Genomic DNA, 20,997 nt, shown 5'->3' with positions numbered 1-20,997 from the left:
TATATTTTGAAGGTTTTTTCATGGTAAGTCAGTGGTTTAATTAAGGTTTAAATGCCTGGTACTGATTTTTAAATTTCAGGTAAGCTTGTTCATCAATGCTGAATTCTCCGTACCAGACATAATCGAAGATATAAGACAGCTCAGAAAATTCGTTTTTAAGATGTTCTGCTTTAAGTTCCATCAGGTAATCCTTATTGGTCTTTTCCGGGTTCCAGCTGATCTGCTTTTTATCACTCAGCTTTTTCAGAACAAATAAGAACTGATAACGGACCGCCGAACGGAAATCTCCCTGCCTTTCAAATTTTGAAATACTTTCCAGAAAATTGATCTCATGAATATTTTCATGAAGCTCTTCCGCATTGATCTCTACTTTTCTATTTTTCTTGCCAAACAAGAAATTTCCTTCTTTGTCCATCAAATATTTAATGATAAAATAAAGAAGAAATCCTACCAGGGTAATGGCAAACAGACGAATAAGAATCATGGTAATTTTAGCAGAATTGGTAAAAGCCGTTTCGCCAAAAATGCTTTGCAGAATCTTATCTATCCTTTTCATCAGCTTTTGGAAAAAAGATTCTCTCGGCTTCGAAACCGAATAATCAAATTCATTTCCCTTATATCTTGACTGAAGATTTTCTTTAAATGTCTTGGGATAAATCTTATTTTCCGAAACCGGTTTCCGGATCAGCACAGAATCTGCACGAAGCATATTCCGGTAATGTCCTGTCCCCAGCGAGTCAAAAATATAGTCTTCTACTGTTGCAGGCTCATGCTCATCCTGTGCACGAACAGGACAAACAGAGAAAAAAAGCAGCAGAAAAAGAAGAATTCTATTCATTGATGCCTATGGTTTCTATTTCTTCAAGTTCAACTTTCTGGTGAAGATCCGTCCTGCTGTCATAATACATCAGCCCCGCATTGATGTACATCAGGTTGGAAAGCAATAATGAAGCAAGCATTGAAAATCCATAAAATATAAAGAAAATGACTCCGGCAACCCCTGTAAAAGGATTCTCTTCAAAGTTTCCGTTTGGAGTGGATGTCATTAATGATCCGTAAAAAAAGAACATCGGTATCAACGTAAATACTGAAGTGATCATATACATAATGATGAACATGATAATGGATGCTCCCCAGTATTTCCAGTAAGGGGATTTTTCGTTTCCGTTCGGATAGGAAAACTGGGATCTTATGGAATAACTTAAGCTTTCTATAAAGCCTCTTTTTGTATTAAAATAGTCATACATCAGAAATGCCGAAACATTGAATGCCGTGGGATAAAAAAGCAGCATCAGGAAGAAACCAATGATGATGATCATCAGCAAATAGGTAAACCCTAAAAGGATCATCATTACAGGCACTACAATAAAGAGCATTCCTATGCACATTTTGGCAATTCTTCCGGCGTTTCTCTTAAAATCTCCCAGTATCTCATCTGTTTTTACCTTTTGAGCCCCTTCAGTAATTCTTTTCAGATAGAAAACCGGATACAGGTAATTAATGATCATCAGAATGGCAAAAAGGATAAAAATAAGTATTGCGGAAACAATAAGCAGGCCGGCGTTTTCTGAAAAATATCTTTCAAAATAATAACTTTCTCCTCCTACATTGGAACCGATAAGCTGTCCGAAGATTTCTCTGAACCCGAAAATCACTACCGCAACTGTTAAAATTAACAGCAGCCCGTTAATGAGAAGGTAATTCTTAAAATAATTTTTTCCGTATAATTTGAAAAAATTAAAGCTGTCACTGATGAAAGCTCCAAACTCTCTTTTTTTATAAAACTGCATGATCGATCTGGTTATTAATTTTTTTATAAACCACCCAAGGATAAACAAAATAGTAAAATCCTATAATGGCAAGTGAACTGATTATAATAGCTAAATTTACCACCAGCGGCATTTTCAAAGCATGTCTTGTTACATAACCTTCGATAATTCCTGCACAGATGGTAAAGGGAATGGTACTTAGGAAAATTTTAAAAGAGTCCTTAAACCCGGTTTTGAAAGAATTAAATCTTGAAAATGTCCTGGGAAACAGAATGCTCGCTCCAAGGATCAGCCCGCACATGGCTTCCACAACCATTGCAAAGATCTCAAAAACCCCGTGAAGCCAGATTCCTCTTGCGCTGTCCTTCAAAGCACCGTAATCGTAGAAAAAATATTGAAAGGATCCCAACATCACACTATTGGAAAGCAGGGCAAACAAAGTTCCTACCCCTCCGGTGATGCCATAGATATACAATTTCGCTCCCACTCCGATGTTATTGAAAATAATCCCGATTGTACTTCCCCATGTGGAACCACTCTGGTAAATTCCTACAGCATTTCCTTTTTTGATGTTCTCTATGGTTTCATTTACATAGTCTTCCCCAAGAATGATATTGGCAAAATCTTTATCATAAGCCCCGGAAAGCACTCCTATTGAGGTAAACAGAATAAAAAACAGAAAAGCATACATTAGATATCTCCTGTACTGATAGATCAGCAGGGGAACTTCTGTCCTGAAAAAATAAAACAGCCTGTTCTCCTCTACTCTTTTAGTTTTATAAATCTTCTGGAATATTTGTGAAGACAGATGGTTCAGGTATACTGTAGTATTGCTTTTAGGGTAATAGGTCTGTGCAAATGAAAGATCATTGATCAGGTTGATATACAACGAAGACAGGTCATCAGGATTTTTTTTATTTTCCCTTGAATAACCTGTTCAATTCCCAACCATTTTTCTTTATTTTGTTTAATGAAATAAACTTCTCTCATAATTGTAAGGCTAAAATAATAAAAATTATGTCTCAAATTGCGATAAATACCTCACAAAATGTAAATATTAACTTTACTATTGCAAGTGTTGGAGAAAGAATGCTCGCCTTCATTATCGATCTTTTGATAAAGGTCGCTTATGTGGTAATTATATTCTATCTTTTCTTCAATATTTTTGATTTTGGGTATTTATTAACCGGGCTTGATCAATGGTCCGTAATGGCTGTTTATATTGTTCTTACATTTCCTGTTTATATTTATCCGGTCGTTCTGGAAAGCCTTATGGAAGGGCAGACTCCCGGAAAAAAACTTATGAAAATCCGGGTAGTGAAAATTGATGGTTACCAGGCCAGTTTTGGTGATTATCTGATCCGCTGGATGTTCAGGCTGATTGATACTTCATTCGTTGGGGTCATAGGCCTTATTTCTATGATTGTTTCTAAAAATAATCAACGTCTGGGAGATATTGCTTCCGGCACTGCCGTAATTTCTTTAAAAAACAACATTAATATTTCCCATACCATTTTGGAAAATATTCACGAAAGTTATGTTCCATCATTTCCCCAGGTCATTGCATTAAGCGATAATGATATGCGGATCATCAAGGATAATTACACCAAAGCACTGAAAGTTGACGACCGCCAGATCATCAGCAGGCTTTCTGACAAGATTAAAAGCATTCTCAAGCTTGAAATAGACCCGGCAAAAATGACGGAAAGGCAGTTTATTAATGTAGTGATCAAAGATTATAACTACTATACCGGGAAAGATAATTGATGAAGTGTTGTTGTCAATGGTCAATTTTGCTGCGCAAGTAAATACTCAATTGAACTTGTTTGGAAATCATTTTTCAATTTTGTCGAAGTAAAAAAATTGACTGTGAAGCAAATTCAATATTGACAGTTCACGATCAACCATTGCCCCATTACTTATCATTCATCACTTATAATAACCCGTCGGTGCAGTTTTTGCATCTTTAAAAACAAAGGTTTTAATTATGAAATTTGAAAACAATAAATCAGGAAACGGCGGAGTGATTACGCTGAATAATGAAATCAAAGAAGTGGGAAGACTGACGTATACTATTTTCCCGGAAGACAACAAATTCATTATCTCTTTTGTACTGGTACATCCGGAATTTGAAGGCCGGGGAATGGGGAAATACCTGGTTGAGGAAGCTATAAAGTTTGCCAGAGAAAACAACTGGAAAGTATATCCTCATTGCTCTTACGCAAGAGCGGTAATGACAAGAATGAGTGATGTAGATGATGTTTTTTAAAAAACTAGAACTTCATTGACCAGAATCTTTTCAATATCGTCCGGATAATCTACTTTCAGGTGATGATCTGAAGCAACCCATTCCATAATCTCCTGAGGGTTTAGCACTTTAGAATTTGGAATTCCCATAAGGTTTAAAGCGCTCGCATTACATTCCTGCTCGTACTGGTTATGAATGGGAATCACAAACAGCTTTTTATCTAAAAAAGTGCTTCTGCAGGAGTTTCAAAGCCGGCATTGCATAAAATACCGTCACAGCTTTCAAAGTATTTCAGATACTGCAAATCATCAATAGGAAAAACTTCTACATTTTTTATTTTGACCTGAACTTTACTGTACTTTGAAAAAACTTTCCATTGAACAGGAATCTGCTTCAGGACCTTGATGATATTTTCGTCTGCAAAGCTGGGAAGATACACAAGATAATATCCTTTTTTATCCGGATTAAGATTCCGAATCTTATGCCTGATCACCGGTTTTTTGATCTGAGGGTGGTAATTTTCAAAATGAAATCCGATTTTTCTTTCGCTGGGAACATAATATTTAAGAATCATTTCCCCGAGAAAATCTTTCTTTTCAGGCTTTGGAGTTTCAGCAAAGCTCATTGATGCCTGATGGCTCAGCTCGATCATCGGTAGTTTTTTCAGCTTTGCTGCCCATCCGGTCAAAGGTTCATAATCGTTGATGATCAGATCATATTGAGAAAGCTCTAATTCCTTGATGGTTTTTACCGCTTCAAGAAATTTATTATCAGTAAATGTTTTGCGATAGGATAAACCGCCTGTTTTGTTGTAAAGAAGAGAAATCCCCCTATATTGAAAGTTAATGTCGAAATCAGCCTTTAATTGCGACTGATGACCGCTGATCAATGTATTGACCGAAGCATACTTTTTGAGAATAGGAATAATTTCCTGCGCTCTGGCAACGTGTCCGTTCCCTGTTCCCTGAAATGCATACAATACTTTCATTTAAGAAAAATTAGTTACTATTTTCAGAAGTTCGGAACTGTCCATGTCCTGAATCTCTTCTGCTTCGTCATCTTTAAGTGAGTCCTTGTGGTCATCATAATAAAATACTTTCCATTCTTTATCATGATATTCAAGTGCGGAGAGATTTTCGATCCAGTCTCCGGAGTTCAGATAAGTACACGATCCTTTTTTAGTGACAACTTCACGGATCTGAGGCTGGTGGATGTGTCCACAGATTACATAATCGTAATGATTATCAATAGCCAGTTCGGAAGCAGTAAGTTCAAAATCCCCGATATACTTTACTGCTTTTTTTACATTGTTTTTGATCTTTTTGGAAAATGAATATTTTTCTCTGCCCATTTTCTCTAAAAACCAGTTCACAATATTGTTAATGACAATCAGGAGATCATACCCTTTCCCGCCAAGCTTGGCAATCCATTTGGAATGCTGAACAGAGGCATCAAAAACATCTCCATGAAATATCCAGGTTTTCTTCTGATCAATATCAAGACAGATCTTATTACAAACCTTTAGTTTACCCAATTCAAAATCGGTAAACTTACGGAACATTTCATCGTGATTGCCCGTTATGTAATAAACCTGTGTATTTTTGGTCGCAAATGAAATGATCTTTTTGATCACTTTCAAATGAGGTTTAGGGAAGTAAGACTTTTTAAACTGCCAGATATCAATAATATCACCGTTCAAAACTAATGTTTTAGGCTGGATAGAATTGAGATACCGCAACAGCTCTTTAGCCTTACATCCATAAGTACCCAAATGAACATCCGATATGACAACTAATTCAACGTTTCTTTTCATAGTTTTATGCAAAGAAACTAATTGAAAGTTAACTGTATATGAATGCTATATTATTTTTTTACAGTGAATCCATCAATTCATCTGTGATCTCCATATTGTGGTAAACGTTCTGCACGTCATCATCATCTTCGAAACGTTCAAGCATTTTCATATTGGCTTTGAACTGTTCTTCATTGACTTCTTTGGTATTGTTCGGAATTCTCTGAAGTTCGGCGCTTTTTGCTTCGATCCCCAATTCATCTAATTTGTGTGACAATGATCCGAAGTCTTCAAAAGCTGTAGTAATCATTACTTCCTCTTCATCCTTTTCCACATCTTCTGCACCACCGTCGATCATTTCCATTTCAAAATCATCCCAATCCATCTTTATTTGGGCCAAATCGATTGTAAAAATTCCTTTTCTGTCGAAGATAAAAGCCAGCTCGCCGTTCTTCCCAAGGTTACCGTCAAATTTATTGAAGATAGCTCTTACATTGGCAACGGTTCTGGTTGTATTATTGGTAGTACATTCAACAAAGAAAGCAACACCACCCTGCCCATATCCTTCGTAAGTAACTTCTTCGTAGTTTTCCGCATCCGCACCACTTGCTTTTTTGATAGCTCTTTCTACGTTATCTTTAGGCATATTCGCACCTTTGGCATTCTGGATACATCTTCTTAAAGCCGGGTTGGCTTCAGGGTCTGCACCACCAGCTTTTACTGCCAGTGCTATGTCTTTACCAATTTTGGAGAAAGTTTTGGCCATTTTATCCCATCTGGCCATTTTAGAAGCTTTTCTATATTCAAATGCTCTTCCCATTTTAATTTTTAAATTTCAACAAAATTAACTAAAAGTCAACAAAAAAAATACCCCCGAATAATCGGAGGTATTTATTATTTAGAAAAATTAATTATTTTTTCTTTTTAACTACTTTTTTCTTAGCCGGAGCTTTTTTAGTAGCTTTTTTTACTGGAGCATCTTCGTAATCTTTTTTCTTGATTGCGTTCCACTCGTTAGCATCTTCGATAGCAGTTACAACAACTTTTCTATCAGCTTGTCTTTCAGCGTCAGAAGCTTTTTCAGAAACTGTAGCTTTAGTTTCACCAACACCGATTGACTTAAGAGCATTTACATCAACTCCTCTAGCTTCTAAAGCAGCAACTACTGAAGCAGCTCTTTGTCTAGAAAGTTTCAAGTTGTACTCAGCAGCACCTTTAGCATCAGTTTGACCTTCAACTAGGTAGTTACCACCGTCAGTTTTGATGATCTTAGCAGCGTTATCTAGTTTAGCGCTAGATTCTGGTCTGATAGTCGCTTTATTGAAGTCGAAGAAGATACCTTTAAGAGCTTCTGTAGTTTCAATAGCAGTTTGTTTCTTAGGCTTAGGACATCCGTTGTATTCTGGAAGACCTGGAACTGTAGGACAAGCGTCATCTTTATCTAGGATTCCGTCACCGTCTGTATCTGGCCAAGGACAACCGTTGTTTTCAGCAGGACCTGCTACTGTAGGACAAGCATCATCTTTATCGATAACACCGTCACCATCTGTATCTGGCCAAGGACAACCGTTGTTTTCAACTGGACCAGCTACTTCTGGACATTGATCGTCTTTATCTGGAACTCCGTCACCGTCAGTATCAGGACATCCTTGGAATTCTGGTAGACCTGGAGTATCTGGACAAAGGTCATCTTTATCTAGGATACCATCCTTATCTCTATCTCTGTTACCAAATCTGAATAAGATTGATGCAGAAGCTTGCCAGAAGTTAGCAACTGTAGATTTATCACCTGGAGTTGATACATAATCACCTTGGATACCAAGACCGAAGTTCTTAGTTACCCAGAAGTTAGCACCAGCACCTGTAGAAACTGTAAAGTGATTAGCTTTACCGTTTTCGTTACCACCGTCTCCGTTAGCAACAAGCTCTCCTCTATAATCATATCTAGGGAAAGTAAGAGCAGTGTAATCATGTCTCAGGTAGTTAGCACCAACTCTTAAATACGGATCGAACCAAGATTCTTCATCCCATAAAAGACCAGCTGCTTTAGCCTGGAAACCAAGACCTGTCATTAGGAAAAATTCTTTTCCCATGTTAAATCTCTTGTTATCTACATTACCTACGGAAGTCTGCCAGTCGATAACTAAACCTTTACCGATGTTTCTAGCAACTGTTAATTTAGATAATGGAGGTGTAATAGAGAAGTTGTTCACATTGAACATTGTCTTCGTTAAATTATTAGCAGAGAACGTATTACTAAAGTTGTCTCTTTGTGCCTTATGGTTTTCCGCATGAGCACCAACTCCGATCAACCACGGGTTATTGGTAGTCTGGGCAAAGACAGTAGAGGCAACCGTAAGCGCCAATGCTGAAATTCCTAATTTTAGATTTTTCATAGAATTAAATGATTAAATAATTGATAATGCAAAATAAATATAATTTTTCTTTATATACAAAGTTTTTTGAATGATTTTTAACTTTTCTTTAATATTCTGTCCAGGTTACGTTTATTTTCTCTATCTTTTATCGCTTCCCTTTTATCAAAGAGTTTTTTACCTCTACCAAGCGCAATGAGCACCTTTGCTTTACCCTTGTCTGTGATATATAATTTAAGAGGTATAATTGTGTTTCCAGCATCCTTTAACTTTTTTCAAGTTTCTGCAATTCTTTTTTGTGCAACAGCAATTTCCGTTCCCTTTTTGTTTTGTGATTGTAAAAAGTTCCTAATTTATACTCATCAATCATCATATTAATAATGTATAATTCCCCATCAATAAACTGACAGAAGGATTCTGTGATAGACGCTTTGGAGGAACGCAAAGATTTTATTTCCGTACCCGTTAAAACCATTCCTGCTTCAAATTCTTCAAGGATTTCGTATTCAAAACGGGCTCTTCTGTTTAATATATTTACTGTTTTTTCGATCTTCATTGTAAAAAATTCGTGATTAAATAGATTGAATTTTGTGCCAATCTTTATTAAAGTGGTCTTTATGGACTGCTCTTTATTTATTTCGTTAATGAAATATAGAAAAAATACCCCATATTTAAAAACTTGACTATTACATTATTACGAAATACCCAAATTCTTTTCGTATTTTTGCGCCAAATTTACAAAACTATATGTTAACAGTATCTAACTTATCTTTACAATTCGGGAAAAGAGTTCTTTTTGACGAGGTAAATATTATGTTTACCAAAGGAAACTGCTACGGGATTATCGGAGCAAACGGTGCGGGGAAATCTACATTCCTTAAAATATTAACGGGAAAGCAGGATCCTACTACAGGGCATGTATCTTTGGAGCCGGGGAAAAGAATGTCAGTATTGGAGCAGGATCACTTTGCTTACGATCAATTTACTGTTCTTGAGGCTGTTTTAAGAGGAAACAAAAAATTATTTGAAATAAAAGAGGAAATGGATTCTTTATATGCTAAAGAAGACTTTTCCGATGAAGACGGAATCAAGGCGGGTGAGCTGGGTGTCATTTATGATGAAATGGGTGGATGGACTGCAGAATCCGATGCACAGACCATGTTATCCAATGTAGGTATTAAAGATGATATGCACTGGCAGATGATGAGTGAACTTGAGAACAAAGACAAAGTAAAAGTTCTTTTGGCTCAGGCTCTTTTCGGAAATCCTGATGTGCTGATTCTGGATGAGCCTACCAACGACCTTGATATTGATACTATTTCATGGTTAGAAGATTTCCTTGCCGATTATGAGAATACAGTAATTGTGGTTTCTCACGACCGTCACTTCCTGGATACGGTTTGTACGCATATCGGGGATCTGGATTATGCTAAACTTAACCTTTATACAGGTAACTACTCTTTCTGGTACCAGGCTTCACAGTTAGCAACAAGACAAAGAGCTCAGGCAAATAAAAAAGCAGAAGAAAAGAAGAAAGAACTTCAGGATTTCATCGCAAGATTCAGCTCCAACGTCGCAAAAGCGAAACAGGCTACTGCAAGAAAGAAAATGATCGACAAACTGAACATTGATGATATCAAGCCTTCTTCAAGAAGATATCCGGCTATTATTTTCGAAATGGAAAGAGAAGCAGGAGATCAGATCCTTGATGTAAAAGGTCTTGAAAAAACAAAAGACGGGGAATTGTTATTCTCAAACATCGACTTAAATCTTAAGAAAGGAGATAAAGTTGCCGTTCTTTCCAAAAACTCTCTTGCTATTACTGAATTTTTCGAAATTCTTGCAGGAAATGTTGAAGCTGATAAAGGAACAGTGGCTTGGGAGTTACCACCAACCAATCTTACATGCCTTTGGATAACACCAATTTCTTCCAGGAAGATCTAAGCCTGGTTGACTGGTTGAGACAATTCACTAAAAACGACGAAGAGCGTCACGAGGAATTCGTAAGAGGATTCTTAGGAAGAATGCTTTTCTCAGGTGATGAAGCTTTAAAATCCTGCAAAGTGCTTTCCGGAGGTGAAAAAATGAGATGTATGTTCAGCAGAATGATGCTTCAGAAGGCCAACGTTCTTTTGTTAGACGAACCTACCAACCACTTGGACCTTGAAAGTATCACAACATTGAACAATTCATTGTCTAACTTTAAAGGTAACCTTTTATTGGCTTCTCATGACCACGAAATGCTTTCAACTGTCTGTAACAGAATCATTGAACTGACTCCAACAGGAATCATCGACAGAGAAATGACTTACGATGAATATCTTGCTGATAAAAAAGTGAAAGAACTTAGAGAGAAAATGTATTCTTAATTTCTGAAACAACATTAAAATTCATTATAAAAAAATTCCTCAAAGTAGCCTTTGAGGAATTTTTTTTATTAAATACTTATTTTATTTCGTAAGCTTCGTTTTAGGAAGAGCCACTGTTCCCGGATCTTTCCATAATCCGTCTTTTTCAGCTCTTTTCTTAATAGCCTGAGCTCTTTTTTCACTGTCCGGGTGGGAATTGAACATTTTTTCAAAACCGGTCTGTGTACTTCCTTCAGAAAGCAATGCCAGCTTTTTGAATGCTGAATAAGCTCCTACTACATTATAATTATTCGCTTTCATGAAATCATAAGAGTAAGTATCCGCTTCGGACTCCTGCTTCTTGCTGTGAGAAGCATCCAGGAATTCGTTAGCCATTTTTCCTACCTGACTGTCATTTAATGCGGCTACAGTTCCTGAAGCTGACGATGCTGCATCCAATGCTGCTGCCTTTAGATAAGCAGATTTAATCGCATCTTTAGTATCCTGATTTTTAACGTGACCGATTTCATGACCAATTACTGCCAAAAGCTCATCGTCCGTCATGATATCCATTAACGAAGAAAAAACACGTACACTTCCGTCTGCACAGGCAAAAGCATTGATATCCTTCACTTTGTAAACTTTGTAATTCAGGGCCAGCCCGTCCTGAGATTTATGCTTTCCGAAAAGCTTGTTAAGTCTTACGGTATAAGGATCCTTTGGTCCGGCCACAGAGTTATTTTTATCCATCCAGTCAACGGACTCTTTTGAAAGTTTTACGGCATCTTCATTGGTAAAAGTAAGGGCTTTTGCTCCTTTCGAAACAACGCCTGCCGCTTTTCCAAGATTGATTTTCTGTGCCGATACAGCATTCATAGCCCCTAAGAATAAAAGGCAGAGTGTGATTTTTTTCATGATCATTTTTAATTTGGTCCGCGAAGATAAATATTTTTTCAATAATCAGAAAGTCAAGTTCATCCTTAATCATTTCAAAATGCTATTTTTTTCCCTATTTTTGTGAAATGAGTCAGAAATGGATTTACAAGCCCGAACCCGATGAGGAAGTTGTGGACAGATTAAGTTCGTCACTTGGTTTTGGTACTTTTGAATCTAAACTCCTCGTTCTAAGGGGAATTGACAATTATCAAAAGGCCAGAGAATTCTTCAAACCGAACCTCAACGATATACACAACCCGTTCTTAATGGCAGATATGCAGAAAGCTGTAGAGCGCATTGCCACAGCCATTGAAAACGGTGAGAAAATACTGGTTTATGGAGATTACGATGTAGACGGAACCACAGCCGTTGCCCTCATGTACCTTTACCTCAGCAAAATTGTTGAGAAAAATATTTAGATTATTACATCCCGGACAGGAATTCTGAAGGATACGGAATTTCTACCGAAGGGATTGATTTTGCCAAAGAAAACGGTTTCTCCCTGATTATCGCTTTAGACTGCGGGATCAAAGCAACCGACATGGTAAAGTATGCCCAGGACAAAGGGATTGATTTTATTATCTGTGATCACCACCTGCCGGGTGAAGAAATTCCCAATGCAGTAGCTGTTCTGGATCCGAAAAGAAATGACTGCAGATATCCTTTTAAAGAACTTTCAGGATGTGGTGTAGGCTTTAAGCTTTGCCAGGGACTGAATACCATCTATAAAATTCCTGAAGCCGAATTATTTGAACTTACCGATCTTCTGGCTATTTCCATTGCCGCAGATATTGTTTCGATGACCGGCGAAAACAGGGTTCTGGCCAAAATGGGCTTAAAAGTTCTCAGAAAAACCAGAAACCTTGGATTGAGACTTCTGATTCCTGAAGATAAGCTTTCTCACTTTGAAATTTCAAATATTGTTTTTGAAATTGCTCCAAAAATCAATGCTGCCGGAAGAATTTCACAGGGAAAAGCTGCAGTGGAACTTATGGTTTCGGACAACCTCAAACATGCCAACCAGATCGTCAGCGATATTATGAATCTTAATGATGAAAGGCGTGAACTGGATATGAACTCCACACTTTCCGCTTTGAATCAAATCGTTGAATCCCAGCAGCAGACAAAATATTCCACCATTGTTTACCACCCTGAATGGAATAAAGGGGTAATCGGAATTGTAGCTTCAAGACTTATTGAAACTTATTATAAGCCTACACTTGTATTTACTGACGGTAATAATGGGGAGATGGTAGCTTCTGCCAGATCCGTTTCGGATTTTGACGTGCACGAAGCATTGGATATGTGTTCTGAATTCTTTCTGAAGTTCGGCGGACATCATGCTGCAGCAGGACTTTCGATGGAAAAAGACAAATTTGAAGCTTTCAAAATAAAATTTGAGAAAATCGTCTCTGAAAAAATCCAGGAACACCAGCAGGAACCTTCCATCACGATTGATTCCGAGATTAAAATTGATGAGATCAACCGGGAATTTATCAATTTCCACAGAAAGCTGGCACCGTTCGGACCTCATAATATGAAACCTATCCTGACACTAACTGACCAGAAACTATCCGGCTATGTAAAAACAATGGGAAAAGACAACAATCACCTGAAATTTTACATCAAGCAGGAATCCACCGGCAGAAATATAGAATGTGTCGGTTTTAAACTCGGACAGTATGTGGAAGATTTTAAAAATAAAAACTTTGATCTTGCCTTTACTTTAGAAGAAAACCACTGGAAAGGCAATGTAACGCATTACTTAAATATAAAGGATGTAAAATTCAGGGATTAATTACTGCTACCTGCAAACTATCATCTACTACCTGACAACCAATGAAAAAAATCGGTTTATTTTTCGGTTCTTTTAATCCTATACATATCGGACATTTAATTCTGGCTAATTATATTCTGGAAAATTCTGATATGGATGAATTGTGGTTTGTAGTAAGCCCACAGAACCCATTTAAGGATAAAAAATCTCTTCTAAAAGATCACAACAGGCTGGATATGGTACAGCTTGCCGTGAAAAGCTATCCGAATATGAGGGCTTCGAATGTGGAATTTTCACTTCCTAAACCGAGCTATACAATAGATACGCTTACCTATCTTCATGAAAAATACCCGGATTATTCTTTCAGTCTGATTATGGGGGAAGACAATTTAAGCAGTCTTTACAAATGGAAAAACTCTGATCTGCTGATTAAAAACCACCATATTATTGTATATCCAAGGGTTTTTGAAGGGGAAAAGAAAGATTCCGAATACCTGCAGCATGAAAACATTTCTATGATCAAAGCTCCCGTGATTGAACTTTCTGCCACAGAGATCAGAAATATGATCAGAGATGGAAAAAATGTACGTCCGATGCTTCCACCGGAAGTTTTTGATTATTTGGATGGAAGCAGTTTTTATAAGTAATTTTTGACTATGAAATTCTATTTATTTTTGTTTTTCACCTTTATTCAAATTTCTTTATCCGGACAAAACACTGTTCTTTCTAACAATGATTCTTTAGAGTTAAAATATCAGAACATGATGAAATACTATCATGAAAGGTGTACCCGTGATTCCCTGAGAGCGAGTATTGATTCTAAAACACAAAATAAGTATTTCATTTATAATATAGCTCCCGCCGGAAGTGATTTTCCTGCAAAAGAAGAATTGAAAGCTATTTTAAAAAACCATAATATTATCTGGGGAGGAATAGCTATGAACAGTGATATACCCCACGCTTATACTTCCGATAAATGCTATAATAGTTTCATGAACATTTTTACAGAACAGAAGTTTGGTGAAAATTTCATGGAAAATCTTGTACAGAAATCTCTTTTAGAATACATTTATAAAAATCCCGCAATTATTTTCGAGCATAATGATCATCTCGATTGGATTTATGAAAATAACGATGCTATTGCAGACTCAATAATTAATAAGCTTTTCTTTAAAAGTTTTATTTATCCAAAAGATTATAAAGTTTTAACTAAAGAACAATCTTTTACTAAAGTAAATTTAGAATTAGATGAATCAACATATACTTTAAAACTTGAAAGTTTTAATCATCATATTGATAACAAACATAATAAGAAATTCATCCCTTATTTTGAAAAAGAGGTGAGTAAGTTTATTAAATCTCATAACTTTGTGTTTTCAAAAAGAGAGGTTTTATACAATGGTGTAAAAACACACTTTAAAATATATTATAAATAACTGTAATGGAATTCATCGAAAAATTTTTCTCAAAATATCCTCAGGAAAAAGTCATCAAATGGTTTAAGCTGATCTGTTTGGCTGAAGCAATTTCGTGGTTTTTTCTATTTACAGCGATGACCTGGATACGTATTGATCCGGAAGGAGTTCTTCCGATTGTTTACATCAGTACTATCGGCAGTATTCACGGATTTTTCTTTACACTATACCTGATATTTCTTCCTGCCATAAGAAAAATATATGAATGGGATGATGAAGACAGCGTTTTTGCTTTAATTGCTGCTTTTTTCCCATTTGCCACCATTTGGATAGACAAACAATTAGCCCGATTCGACCGGGAATAACATTATAATATTAAAAAGGACCTCAATGGTCCTTTTTTTATTTAATTGGTGATACTCTGGATATCCGTACCATCAGCTTCTTTTACTTAACCTCTCCCTACTTCTTATTAAATTTTGATCAAATTTTAATCTTTAGTGTAACAAAATATCCTGTTGAATTGTCTAATTATAGAAAGTTAAAGACAAACTGAAATTTTAATTTAAAATTTTATTAACTGATAATCAATACTTTAAATTTAATTTAAAAACATTTTAAGTACTTTGTATTGCATGATACTGTTTTTATTATATATCTTTGCTATGTTAAATAATAACAAATACAAGCTATTAAACAACTAAAATAAAATAATCATGAAAACTCAAATCTTTATTGCCGCCTTATTTTTCAGTGGACTGGCAGCTGCCCAGCAGTCAAAAGATACCCTGAAAGTAAAAAACATTGAAGCTGTCAATATCAAGAAACAGGTTTTCAAAAAACAGAGTGACCGTTTCATTTACGATGTAGCTTCTTCCCCGATCGCAAAGGGAACGAATACTTTCAATCTCTTGAAACAAACTCCAATGATTTCAAGCATCGATGGAAAATCATTGAAGATCATGGGAAAATCGGATGTAGTGGTTTACATCAACAACAAAAAAACCAATATGGATGCTGAAGCTCTTATAGAAATGCTGAAGGGTACTCCATCTGAAGATATCCAGAAAATTGAAGTAATTACTACGCCGGGAAGTGAATTCCAGGTAGAATCCAATGAAGGCGTCATCAATATTGTGATGAAAAAGAAAAAAATGACGGCTACAACGGAACCCTGAAAATGAACAACGAGCAGGCTTACTACAATAATCCTTCTGCAGGAGTTTCCTTTAATTTCAGAAAAAACAAATGGTCTGTGAACTCCAACTTTAATACAGGAAGCTGGACAGACAGAGAAAGATATACACTTTCCAATGGTGATTCCACATTCAGAAATGAATCTCTTGGTTACAATGATGATCCTAATAAAAATGTAGGCGGAAGCGTGAATATTGATTATGAGATCAATAAGAATCACAGTTTAGGGTTTACGTATAATATGAGATACAATAAAAGTTTCAACTCAATCCTTGACGTGACTAACTGGCAGAATGGCACCCTTGTCGACAGAACCATCAACAACGAAAATGCCCAGACAAGAAATCACTCTTTTAATCTGAACTATGAAATAAAAACAGATTCTATCGGCAGCAAAATTACTTCCAATGTATCTTATTTGTGGTTCAACAGGGATAAGATGAGCATCAACGAAAGTTTTCCATTAAACAATGATCCTAAAAACGAATACAGTGCTTTACAGCAATCGGTACCGCAAATCATTAATAATTATGCTGCGAATATCGACTATCTGAAGAAAACTTCCAAAGGCAGTACATGGCTGATGGGGCTTAGCTATAATCATACGAATACAGATAATGATACCAGACAGGACGATATTGTAGATAATGTGATCATTAATGACGTCAACCAAACAAATCACTTTATTTATAAGGAAAGAATCCTGGGGGCTTATCTTACTTATGAAAGAAAACTGAGTGAAAAGTTTTCAGGTAAAGTAGGTGCCCGTTATGAAATGACGAGAAGCAGCGGCGAAATTTTAGATAAAACAAGTTTTGACAGAAACTATAATAACCTTCTTCCCTATCTTAATCTGAATTACGCCATCAACTCAGATCATAACCTTAGCTATAGCTTCTCCAGCAGGATCAGAAGACCTAGATTCTGGGAACTGAACCCTTCGAGAACCTATTTTACTCCCAATAATTACACTCAGAATAACCCGTTCGTACTGGCTTCCAAGTTTTACAATCAGGAAATCAGCTATATGTACAAAAATGCATTTTTTGCCAATCTGAGCTTTAATTATGTAGAGGACGCTTCCAACCAGATACCGCTTCAGGGAACAGTAACCAAACCGGAAAAAGATGCCAATGGAAATCCTGTAATGGTTACTACAAAATTCTTAAGATACATCAGAACCAATTATGGAAATAACAAGCAGTTCGGACTTACCCTGGGAATGAACAAATCCTGGTTCAAAGAGATCTGGACAACCAATTATTCTGTGAATTTAGGATACAGCATCTATAAAGGAACCGTATCTGAAGATCCGACTTCGGTTCCGGTTCCGGGACAAACAGAGGTAGTGAATCCTTATGTAATTGACTTCAAAAACTTTAATATATCCGGTAATATCAACAACACCATTCGTCTGTCTTCTAATAAAGACTGGTTCCTGGGAGTTAATTATTACTATGGAAGCAAGGTAAAAATTGAAAGCGGAACTCTTGGGGTAAGACAGAGCTTTGATGTTAGCTTAAAGAAAATCATGGGCAACTGGACATTTGTAGCGGAAGTATATGATCTGTTTAATCAGAATTTCAATAGCATTCAGGGTATACAGCCTAACGGAAGCTACAACAACGTGGTCAACTTCGAATATCCAAGAATCCTGAACATCGGGGTAACCTACAACTTCGGAAACCAGAAGCTTAAAAAGGCCAGAGAAATGAAATCAGCAAACGATGCCATAAAATCAAGAACATAAGCCATTATAAAAATCTACACCCACAGCCACACTTAAATAAGAAGAATCATGAAAAAGATCATCATACTGGCAGCAGCCATCTCAGGAAGCGTAGTTTTCGCTCAGGAGAAAAAATCCGACACCGTAAAAACAAAATCCATAGAAGGAATTACCCTTACCAAGCAGGTTTTTAAAAAGCAAAGCGACCGTTTTGTATACGACGTTGCTGCTTCTCCGGTAGCCAAAGGAAATACTACTTTTGACCTGTTGAAACAAACTCCTCTTCTTTCTTCAACAGATGATAAAACATTAAAGATCGCGGGAAAAAATAATGCCCTGATCTATATCAACGGAAGAAAAACCAATATGGATGCTGAATCTCTGGTTCAGTTCCTGAAAAATACACCGGCAGAAAATATTCAGAAAATTGAAGTGATTACGGTTCCCGGAAGTGAGTATCAGGTAGAATCTTCGGATGGGATCATCAATATCGTTTTAAAGAAAAAAATGAGCGACGGCCTAAGCGGGAACATGAGAATGTCCAATTCACAAAACAAATACAATGCAAGTTCTGCAGCCTTTTCCATCAATTACAGGAAGGATAAACTGGGAATCAGTGCCAATCTTAACGGTGGTGAAAATATAGAAGCTCAGACCTATACGTTAAGGAACGGAAACAGTCTTTCTTCCAACGAGTCCAAAGGAGATATCAATGACCCGAATAAAAATTTAGGCGGTTACCTCAACATTGATTATCAGCTTACAGAAAACAGCAACCTGGCTCTAACATGGAATACCTGGGCCAACAGAAGCTATAATTCTACCGTAGATCTGTACAATACCATCCGTTCCTACGATGCAGAAAGCAAAGATTATATTTATAATTACAGCAATTCAAAGAATAACGAGAATGCCCGTTCTTACAACAACTCATTCAACCTGAACTACGAGCTGAAAACAGATTCTTTGGGAAGTAAATTAAATCTTAACGCAGCCTATCTGAATTATAAGAGATTCCAATATACCGACAACAGGACTCTTCTTCCGGATACTTTCGGAAATTATACTCTGCCGGGCAGGCAGGTGATCCAGGATCTGCCTCAGATTATTAATAACTTTTCGGGAATGGCTGATTATATTCAAAAGTTTAAAAATGATTTCACTGTATCTGTAGGAGGAAACTACAATAAAACAAAAACAGACAACGATACTAAAAACTTTACCTATGAATTCGACAAAAATGGTCAGTTGGTAAAACAAAAACCGGAGCCAAACCATTTTATCTATGATGAAAGCATTTACGGGGTTTATTTAACTCTTGAAAAAAAGTTCTCTGATAAGTTTTCAGGAAAAGTAGGAACCCGATATGAGATCACACACAGTTTAGGAACTTCAGACAATGCTCCAACTGCTGACCTGCAAAGAATTGAGAGAAATTACAACAACCTTTTACCTTATCTGAGTTTAAATTATGCAATCAATGATAAAAATAATATTTCCTATGCCTTTTCAAGCAGGATGAGAAGACCAAGCTTCTGGGAAATCAACCCGGTAAGAAATATTTTGACTGAGGATAATTATACGCAGAACAACCCTTTTGTAAAAGCCTCATCCACTTACAACCAGGAGCTGACGTATATGTATAAAAATTCATATTTCCTGATTTTAAATCATTCCTATTTTAAAGATGTGATTACCCAGGTTCCATTGCAGAGAGACATTCTGAAACCGAGAATTGATGCCCAGGGAAATCCTGTCACTGGTCCAGATGGAAACCCGATTATGGATCCTCACACCCAGTTGAGATATATCCGTACCAATTTTGGAGACAAACAGGAGATGTCTGCAATGGTAGGCATACAGAAATCCCTTTTCAAACAATACTGGACGACTAACTTTAATATTGGCGTACAGCATAATATCAACAACGGAAGCTTAAGTATAGATCCTACTTCAGGAGATGTTTTCCCGACTTATGAAAACAAAAGAAGGTCAACAAGCATTGTTATCCAAACCAACAACACCATCCGTCTGGATAAAAAGAAAACATGGTTTGCCGGAGTTAATTACTTCTTTGTAGACAAGCAGCAGATTGAGCTTGGGGTATTAAGAAACCTGATGAGCCTGGATCTGAGTCTTAAAAAATCTGGAACGACTGGACATTTGCCCTGAATGTAAATGATGTATTAAAAACCAATATCATTGAAATTGAAGATTACCAGGACAACGGAAACTACAACTATATCCACCAGAACAGATATAACAGAGGCATGACGCTAAGCATTACCTACAATTTCGGAAACCAGAAAGTGAAAAAGGTAAGAGACATCGAAGGCGCTTCCGACGCTATTAAAAGCAGAACAAGATAGAACAATCATTTCTTCATATTCAATTATTTTTTGTGGTAAAGCCCGCCGGAATTTCCGGCGGGTTTTTCCTATCTTTATGAGTATGAATAAAAGTTTTGTAACATTTCTATTCCTTCTTTTAATAAGCCTTCTCGCGGCAGGCTGTAAAGAAAAAACAGTCAACCTTGGAAAAAACACTTCTTTTAATGTGGAGGAAAACGTGTCTTATGGAAATGATATTCAACAAAAACTGGATCTCTATGTTCCTGAAAACAGGGATTCAATAAAAGGGATCTTTGTGATCATTCATGGAGGAGGCTGGAGAGGCGGAGATAAATCGAATCTGACATTTTTTGCCCTTTCAATGATGAAGAAATTTCCGGATTATGTTTTTGCCAATATGAATTACAGGCTGGCAACTGATCATTCATTTATTCTTCCCAATCAGACCAATGACATTGACAGTGTTTTAGATTTGTTGGTTAAAAAATCTGCCGAAATGAAATGTAAGCCTGAATTTATTTTGCTTGGAAACAGTGCCGGTGCCCATTTATCCATGTTATACGGATATAACAGCATTTTTGATCATAAGCACAGGACAAAGGTCAAGGCTATTGTCAATATTGTAGGACCTGCAGATTTAACCAGTAATGATTTCAGGAAATATTCCGACTATTCTTTTGTTGAAAAACATATGATTGATTCTTCAAAACCGACTCCAACGGATATTACAAAGCAGGATATCCCTAATCCCGTTTTCTGGATTAACCAAACCTCTCCTCCTACGATTTCTTATTATGGAAACAGGGATCAGGTTATTCCTCTATCTCAAATGAAAAAGCTGAATTCTGCTCTGATCCGGAATAAAGTTCTTCATGAAACGTATGAATTCAATGGAGGGCACTTAGATTGGGACAAATCGCCTAATGACCAATTCCTGATTGATAAAATTAATGCTTTCCTGAAACAGCTGGAGAAAAAATAAACGCTTTGAGGTTATCAAAGCGTTTATATATAGTAGTATTTTAAGTCAGCTTCATCAATCAATTTGAAAAATTGATTC

17 protein-coding genes and 4 pseudogenes are annotated in these 20,997 nt (G+C 36.6%); 11 read left to right on the top strand and 10 right to left on the bottom strand.

The annotated features are described in order from the left end of the window. Positions 1-40 precede the first annotated feature (40 nt). The 3 genes and pseudogenes from N4G44_RS04910 to N4G44_RS04900 form a co-directional block, all read right to left on the bottom strand. Entirely contained in the window at positions 41-838 is a 798-nt protein-coding gene (locus tag N4G44_RS04910; protein WP_474924846.1) for a DUF4129 domain-containing protein, read from the bottom strand. Beyond that, positions 831-1,790 carry a DUF4013 domain-containing protein gene (locus N4G44_RS04905; protein WP_474924845.1) on the bottom strand — a complete coding sequence of 320 codons (960 nt, stop codon included), beginning with the start codon at positions 1,788-1,790 and terminating at the stop codon, positions 831-833. Before N4G44_RS04905 ends, N4G44_RS04910 begins: the two co-directional genes overlap by 8 nt. Continuing rightward, a pseudogene (locus N4G44_RS04900) lies at positions 1,777-2,759 on the bottom strand (stage II sporulation protein M). The gene N4G44_RS04905 and the pseudogene N4G44_RS04900 overlap by 14 nt, the downstream one beginning before the upstream one ends. 27 nt (positions 2,760-2,786) lie before the next feature. Here N4G44_RS04900 and N4G44_RS04895 point away from each other — a divergent pair. Both N4G44_RS04895 and N4G44_RS04890 read left to right on the top strand, forming a co-directional pair. Next, complete coding sequence (locus tag N4G44_RS04895) at positions 2,787-3,536, top strand: RDD family protein (protein ID WP_474924844.1); 750 nt, start codon at positions 2,787-2,789, stop codon at positions 3,534-3,536. Between the two features lie 220 nt (positions 3,537-3,756). Further along, entirely contained in the window at positions 3,757-4,038 is a 282-nt protein-coding gene (locus tag N4G44_RS04890; protein ID WP_474924843.1) for a GNAT family N-acetyltransferase, read from the top strand. On the opposite strand, the gene N4G44_RS04885 is transcribed toward N4G44_RS04890, so the two are convergent. The 6 genes and pseudogenes from N4G44_RS04885 to smpB form a co-directional block, all read right to left on the bottom strand. Then, entirely contained in the window at positions 4,035-4,223 is a 189-nt protein-coding gene (locus tag N4G44_RS04885; RefSeq protein WP_474924842.1) for a hypothetical protein, read from the bottom strand. The two genes, N4G44_RS04890 and N4G44_RS04885, sit on opposite strands and share 4 nt — an antisense overlap. A gap of 14 nt (positions 4,224-4,237) precedes the next feature. Continuing rightward, positions 4,238-5,005 carry a glycosyltransferase family protein gene (locus N4G44_RS04880; RefSeq protein ID WP_474924841.1) on the bottom strand — a complete coding sequence of 256 codons (768 nt, stop codon included), beginning with the start codon at positions 5,003-5,005 and terminating at the stop codon, positions 4,238-4,240. After that, positions 5,006-5,830, bottom strand: a complete 825-nt coding sequence (locus N4G44_RS04875; RefSeq protein ID WP_474924840.1) for a UDP-2,3-diacylglucosamine diphosphatase — start codon at positions 5,828-5,830, stop codon at positions 5,006-5,008. A 58-nt stretch (positions 5,831-5,888) separates the two neighbouring features. Next, the gene (locus N4G44_RS04870; protein WP_474924839.1) at positions 5,889-6,629 is read right to left on the bottom strand and encodes a YebC/PmpR family DNA-binding transcriptional regulator; all 741 of its coding nucleotides are present in this window, start codon (positions 6,627-6,629) and stop codon (positions 5,889-5,891) included. Between the two features lie 91 nt (positions 6,630-6,720). After that, positions 6,721-8,205: an OmpA family protein gene (locus N4G44_RS04865; RefSeq protein WP_474924838.1), complete on the bottom strand. Its 1,485-nt coding sequence runs from the start codon at positions 8,203-8,205 to the stop codon at positions 6,721-6,723. Between the two features lie 77 nt (positions 8,206-8,282). Next, positions 8,283-8,740, bottom strand: a pseudogene (gene smpB, locus N4G44_RS04860) (SsrA-binding protein SmpB). A 191-nt stretch (positions 8,741-8,931) separates the two neighbouring features. On the opposite strand from smpB, the pseudogene N4G44_RS04855 reads away from it, so the two are divergent. Further along, a pseudogene (locus N4G44_RS04855) lies at positions 8,932-10,553 on the top strand (ABC-F family ATP-binding cassette domain-containing protein). An 81-nt stretch (positions 10,554-10,634) separates the two neighbouring features. Here the strand turns inward: N4G44_RS04855 and N4G44_RS04850 are convergent. Next, on the bottom strand, positions 10,635-11,447 hold the full coding sequence (locus N4G44_RS04850) for a M48 family metallopeptidase (protein ID WP_474924837.1): 813 nt from the start codon (positions 11,445-11,447) through the stop codon (positions 10,635-10,637). 107 nt (positions 11,448-11,554) lie between these two features. Between N4G44_RS04850 and recJ the strand changes: the two are divergent. The 8 genes and pseudogenes from recJ (at position 11,555) to N4G44_RS04810 (ending at position 20,919) form a co-directional block, all read left to right on the top strand. Beyond that, a pseudogene (gene recJ, locus N4G44_RS04845) lies at positions 11,555-13,266 on the top strand (single-stranded-DNA-specific exonuclease RecJ). A gap of 41 nt (positions 13,267-13,307) precedes the next feature. Next, positions 13,308-13,892, top strand: coding sequence for a nicotinate (nicotinamide) nucleotide adenylyltransferase (nadD, locus tag N4G44_RS04840; RefSeq protein ID WP_474924836.1), 585 nt, complete (start codon positions 13,308-13,310; stop codon positions 13,890-13,892). Between the two features lie 9 nt (positions 13,893-13,901). Beyond that, positions 13,902-14,681 carry a hypothetical protein gene (locus N4G44_RS04835; RefSeq protein ID WP_474924835.1) on the top strand — a complete coding sequence of 260 codons (780 nt, stop codon included), beginning with the start codon at positions 13,902-13,904 and terminating at the stop codon, positions 14,679-14,681. A 5-nt stretch (positions 14,682-14,686) separates the two neighbouring features. Next, a complete protein-coding gene (locus tag N4G44_RS04830) occupies positions 14,687-15,025 on the top strand; it encodes a DUF3817 domain-containing protein (protein WP_474924834.1) in 339 nt (112 codons plus the stop codon). A gap of 351 nt (positions 15,026-15,376) precedes the next feature. Continuing rightward, on the top strand, positions 15,377-15,838 hold the full coding sequence (locus N4G44_RS04825) for a hypothetical protein (protein ID WP_474924833.1): 462 nt from the start codon (positions 15,377-15,379) through the stop codon (positions 15,836-15,838). Positions 15,839-15,840: 2 nt separating this feature from the next. Then, positions 15,841-17,607: an outer membrane beta-barrel family protein gene (locus N4G44_RS04820; protein WP_474924832.1), complete on the top strand. Its 1,767-nt coding sequence runs from the start codon at positions 15,841-15,843 to the stop codon at positions 17,605-17,607. A 48-nt stretch (positions 17,608-17,655) separates the two neighbouring features. Next, positions 17,656-19,758, top strand: coding sequence for a TonB-dependent receptor domain-containing protein (locus N4G44_RS04815; RefSeq protein WP_474924831.1), 2,103 nt, complete (start codon positions 17,656-17,658; stop codon positions 19,756-19,758). 279 nt (positions 19,759-20,037) lie between these two features. Further along, on the top strand, positions 20,038-20,919 hold the full coding sequence (locus N4G44_RS04810) for an alpha/beta hydrolase fold domain-containing protein (RefSeq protein WP_474924830.1): 882 nt from the start codon (positions 20,038-20,040) through the stop codon (positions 20,917-20,919). Positions 20,920-20,997: the final 78 nt, after the last annotated feature.

The organism is Chryseobacterium sp. GTID13 (genome assembly GCF_056172655.1).
The sequence above is the reverse complement of the archived record's forward strand: the minus strand, read 5'-3'. Positions and strand labels throughout refer to the sequence as shown.